Origin of the sequence: Streptomyces albidochromogenes (assembly GCF_005981925.1) — a bacterium.
Classification (GTDB): Bacteria; Actinomycetota; Actinomycetes; order Streptomycetales; family Streptomycetaceae; genus Streptomyces; species Streptomyces albidochromogenes.
Genome location: NZ_VBVX01000417.1, coordinates 1 through 4,885 on the forward strand (window position 1 = coordinate 1; position 4,885 = coordinate 4,885).

General features: G+C 73.9%; 5 protein-coding genes. 1 reads left to right on the forward strand and 4 read right to left on the reverse strand.

The window, feature by feature from the left end; translation table 11 throughout:
• Nucleotides 1-477: 477 nt before the first annotated feature.
• A complete protein-coding gene (locus tag E2E34_RS31475) occupies nucleotides 478-684 on the reverse strand; it encodes a hypothetical protein (protein WP_138905260.1) in 207 nt (68 codons plus the stop codon).
• 246 nt (nucleotides 685-930) lie between these two features.
• On the reverse strand, nucleotides 931-1,167 hold the full coding sequence (locus E2E34_RS31480) for a DUF8836 family protein (protein ID WP_138898723.1): 237 nt from the start codon (nucleotides 1,165-1,167) through the stop codon (nucleotides 931-933).
• A gap of 231 nt (nucleotides 1,168-1,398) precedes the next feature.
• On the opposite strand from E2E34_RS31480, the gene E2E34_RS31485 reads away from it, so the two are divergent.
• Entirely contained in the window at nucleotides 1,399-2,667 is a 1,269-nt protein-coding gene (locus E2E34_RS31485; RefSeq protein ID WP_138905261.1) for a serine/threonine-protein kinase, read from the forward strand.
• A 28-nt stretch (nucleotides 2,668-2,695) separates the two neighbouring features.
• Here the strand turns inward: E2E34_RS31485 and E2E34_RS31490 are convergent, their stop codons facing one another.
• Together E2E34_RS31490 and cobA are read right to left on the reverse strand one after the other, a co-directional pair.
• Nucleotides 2,696-3,514: a TrmH family RNA methyltransferase gene (locus E2E34_RS31490; protein ID WP_138905262.1), complete on the reverse strand. Its 819-nt coding sequence runs from the start codon at nucleotides 3,512-3,514 to the stop codon at nucleotides 2,696-2,698.
• Nucleotides 3,515-3,579: 65 nt separating this feature from the next.
• Nucleotides 3,580-4,881: a uroporphyrinogen-III C-methyltransferase gene (cobA, locus tag E2E34_RS31495; protein ID WP_138905263.1), complete on the reverse strand. Its 1,302-nt coding sequence runs from the start codon at nucleotides 4,879-4,881 to the stop codon at nucleotides 3,580-3,582.
• Between the last annotated feature and the right edge of the window lie 4 nt (nucleotides 4,882-4,885).

The window sequence follows — 4,885 nt, forward strand, 5'->3', positions numbered from 1 at the left end:
GGGTGGGGTGCGGCGGCGTGCGCGACGGCGCTCAGCGCCTGCGCGACGGATACGGTCACGGGCTCCCCCGGGGCTGCGGTGCGGTGTCGCGGTGCGGGTCTTGCTCTGGGCGCGGTGTGGGGCGGCTTTGCTGGGTGCGGTGGTGCGGTGCGGCTTGCCGTGTGCGCGTGGTGTGCGTGCTTGGTGCGGTGTGCGTGCGTGGTGTGGTGTGCGTGATGTGCGCGTGGTGCCGACCGGGAGCCTACGTGCCGTGGGGCTCTTCCCCCTCGTGCCCCTGCCCGAACGGGGGCAGGCCCGGGCCCGGGCAGCGGGGCCTCGCAGCGCGGGGCCCGCGTCCCGGCGGGAAAAAGGCGTTGCCCGGACAGCTCCCCAGCTGTCCGGGCAAACGCAGCCGTCCGCCGCACCCCCGTCCCCACGGGGTTTTGAAATGGCCGGATGTCCTGGCCCGGTCCGCTCTACCGGGGCCGTGGGCGCCGCTCAGCGCCCGAGCATCACGCCCACGGACGACGCCTGGGTGACCACTGCTTCCCAGCCTCCGAAGAGGACGACGAGCAGTGCCGCGAGGGGAAGGACCATGGCCGTCGCCACCAGGGGGTGGCGGGTGCCCGAAGGGCGGCTGCCGAACGAGGCGGATGCCCTGCGTCCGTGCGTACGGATCATCGTGCGTGATGCCGTGTCCGCCATGGTCCCTCTCCTGTCGTGTGTTGGCAGCGGCGGGTGTCTGACCTCGGGGGACGAGTGCTTCACCCGCCGCTTGACCTCAACACTAGGGGCGTGCCGGGACCGGGGCGTCATGCCCGCGTACCGATTGCCGGGCCTCCCGGAGGATGAGCGGCCACCCCGCCGCGTACTCCCCAGGGTGGAGAGGCGGCCCCGTCTCTTGGGGTCTTCCCGGAGGGGGCGCTCCCCGCCCCGCGCGCGTTCGCGGTGTCAGGACTGCTCGGAGGCGTCCTCCCTGGGGACCGGCTGTTCGACCAGGGCGAGCACCCTGGTCGCCATGAAGCGCGCCGTGCGTACCACGGAGCCGCTGCGGGTGACTTCGCTCACTTCCACCACTCCCCTGCGGACCGCTGTCTCCACCCGCCGGCCTGCCCGGCTGGCCACCACCTCGTACGTACGGGTCGTGTCCCCCGCGTCCACCACTATCTCCACGCGATCGCCCTTCATTGATCCAATCCCCCTTCTGCGACGGACCATTGAGACTTCGCACGGGCCGGGGGCGGCGGATCCGCCGCCCTCTGACCACTCTTCAAGTTTCCCACCCGGCACTGACAATCGATCGGTTCGCGAGGGCGCGGCCTATGAGCACACCGGGCCACGGGTACGTAAGCTGTGCGACGTCGAACGGACCGGTCAGCGGCGGAGTGGGGAAGGCCCCACCAGAGGTAGGGGACGGACATGGCGATGATGCGGCTCCGGCGCGAGGACCCGCGTGTCGTCGGCTCGTTCAGGCTTCACCGGCGGCTCGGAGCGGGCGGCATGGGGGTCGTCTATCTGGGCTCCGACCGGCGGGGGCAGCGCGTGGCGCTGAAGGTGATCCGGCCGGATCTGGCGGAGGATCAGGAGTTCCGGTCGCGTTTCGCGCGCGAGGTCTCGGCCGCGCGACGGATCCGCGGCGGCTGTACGGCCCGGCTGGTCGCGGCCGATCTGGAGGCGGACCGTCCGTGGTTCGCGACCCAGTACGTACCCGGGCCCTCGCTGCACGACAAGGTGGCCGAGGAAGGGCCGCTGATCGCCTCCGAGGTGGCGTCCATCGGCGCGGCGCTGTCGGAGGGCCTGCTGGCGGTGCACGAGGCAGGTGTCGTCCACCGCGACCTCAAGCCGTCGAACATCCTGCTGTCCCCCAAGGGCCCGCGCATCATCGACTTCGGCATCGCCTGGGCGACCGGGGCGAGCACCCTCACGCACGTCGGCACGGCCGTCGGCTCCCCCGGCTTCCTCGCCCCCGAGCAGGTGCGCGGCGCGGCGGTCACGCCGGCCACGGACGTGTTCGCGCTGGGGGCCACGCTGGCGTACGCCGCGACCGCCGACTCCCCCTTCGGACAGGGCAGTTCCGAGGTCATGCTGTACCGCGTGGTCCACGAGGAGCCGCAGCTGTACGGCGTGCCGGACGCGCTCGCGCCGCTGGTGCGGGCCTGCCTCGCCAAGGACCCCGAGGAGCGCCCCAGCACGCTCCAGCTCTCCATGCGGCTCAAGGAGATCGCGGCCCGGGAGGCGCAGGGCGTCGGCGACGCCCGCCCGCCGCATCCCCGTGCCGATCACGACCGGCCCACGGGGCGGCTCGCCGAGCGGTACGCCGACCAGGAGACCGAGCGGGGGCGCACGCCGGGTACGCCCGCGCCGCGCGCGCACGCCCCTCGCTCCTCGGCCCAGCGACCGGGCTCCCGCCCCTCGGCGGGGCGCAGTACGACGCGTTCCGGTGGCCGCACGAACGGGCGGCCCGGCACCCGGCCCGGAACGAGGCCGGGCACCAGGACCACGTCCGCCGGGCGGCGTCCGGCCAACCCCAGGCTGCTGCGCCAGCGCCTCGTCGTCTTCGTCGTGGTGACGCTGCTGGTGGCCCTCGGGATCGCGGCGGCGCAGGGGTGTCAGGGGCCGGCGAGGAGTGCGGGCGTCACCACGGACCTGGACCGGCGGCCCGCCCAGGACGGCCCACGGCTGCTGTGAGCCCCGGGCACGCCCCTCGGGGCACCGGTCAGGAGCGCGGGCGGCCCGTCGCCACCGCGTAGAAGGCGACCGCGGCGGCCGCGCCGACGTTCAGCGAGTCCACCCCGTGCGCCATCGGGATGCGTACCCACTCGTCGGCGGCGACGAGCGCCTGCCGGGACAGGCCGTCGCCCTCCGCGCCGAGCATCAGGGCCACCCGGTCCAGGCGGTGCGGGGCCGCCTCGTCGACGACCGTGGCCTTCTCGTCCGGCGTCAGCGCGAGCAGCTTGAAGCCCGCCTCCCGTACCTGTTCCAGGTCCTTGGGCCACGACTCGAGGCGGGCGTACGGCACCGAGAAGACCGCGCCCATCGAGACCTTGACCGACCTGCGGTAGAGCGGGTCGGCGCTGTCCGGGGACAGCAGCACGGCGTCCATGCCGAGCGCGGCGGCGCTGCGGAAGATCGCGCCGATGTTGGTGTGGTCGTTGACCGCTTCCATGACCACGACGCGGCGCGTGGACGCGAGCAGGTCCGCGGCCGTCGGGAGCGGCTTGCGCTGCATCGAGGCGAGGGCGCCGCGGTGCACGTGGTACCCGGTGACGCGTTCGGCGAGGTCCGGGCTGACGGCGTACACCGGGGCCGGGACCTCGTCGATGACGTCGCGCATGACGTCGACCCACTTCGCGGACAGCAGCATCGACCGCATCTCGTACCCGGCGTGCTTGGCCCGCCGGATGACCTTCTCGCCCTCGGCGATGAAGAGGCCCTCGGCGGGTTCGCGCCTGCGCCGGAGTTCGACGTCGGTCAGGCCCGTGTAGTCGCTCAAGCGCGGGTCGTCGGGGTCGTCGATGGTGATGAGATCAGCCACAGGGTGATACTGCCTTGTCCTGGATACGGTGCCAACGGGTGGGGCGGCGGTTCGGTTACCGGAGGTTACCGCTCGTTCGGCGCGGGCTGGTCCGGGCCCGCTTCCGCAGGGTTCGCCGGGCCTGCCCCCGGGGGGTTCACCGTGACGACCTCACCGATGACGATCACCGCGGGCGGGCGTACGTCCTCGGCCCTGGCCGTCTGGGCGACGGTCGCGAGCGTCGCGTCCACGCGGCGCTGGGTGGCCATCGTGCCCTCCTGGATGATCGCCACGGGGGTCTCGGGCGAGCGGCCGTACGTCGTCAGGGCCTCGGCGATCGCGCCGATCCGCTCGACGGCCATCAGGAGTACGAGCGTGCCGCGCAGCCCCGCGACCGCCTTCCAGTCGACGAGGGAGCGCGGGTCCTCGGGGGCGACGTGGCCGCTGATCACCGTGAACTCGTGCGCCACGCCCCGGTGGGTGACCGGGATGCCGGCCGCGCCGGGGACGCTGATGGAGCTGGAGATGCCGGGGACCACGGTGCACGGGATGCCGGCCTCGGCGAGCGCCTGGGCCTCCTCCATGCCGCGGCCGAACACGAACGGGTCGCCCCCCTTGAGGCGTACGACGGCCTTGCCCGCCTTGGCGTGCTCGATGAGCGCGTTGTTGATGGCCTCCTGGGCCATGAAGCGGCCGTACGGGATCTTCGCGGCGTCGATCACCTCGACGTGCGGCGGGAGTTCGTCCAGGAGGTCGCGCGGGCCGAGGCGGTCCGCGATGACGACGTCGGCCTCGGCGAGGAGGCGGCGGCCGCGCACCGTGATCAGGTCCGGGTCGCCCGGCCCGCCGCCGACGAGGGCGACGCCGGCGGTACGGGTGCGGTGGTGCGGGGCGACGAGGGTGCCGTCGCGCAGGCCCTCGACGATGGCGTCCCGTACGGCGGCGGTGCGGCGGGGGTCGGGGCCTCCGCTGGTGAGGACGGCCACGGTCACGCCCTCGGAGCGGCCGGTGGCAGGGGTCCAGGCGGTGGCCGCCTCGGCGTCGTCGGAGCGCACGCACCAGGTGCGGGTACGTTCCGCCTCGGCGGAGGCGGCGGCGTTGGCGGCGGTGTCGGTGGACGCGATCAGGGCGTACCAGGCTGCTGCCAGGTCGCCTTCGGCGTACGGGCGGCGCTCCCAGCGGATCTCGCCCGCTTCCGCCATCGCCTCCACGGAGGGGGTGGCGGACGGGGACACGAGGACGATGTCGGCGCCGGTCGCGATGAGCGCCGGGAGACGGCGCTGGGCGACCTGACCGCCGCCGATGACGACTACGCGCCGGCCGGCGAGGCGGAGTCCGACGGGGTAGGCGGGGTACGGATCGCCTGCGGCGGCGTGCGGCGCTGTCATGGCG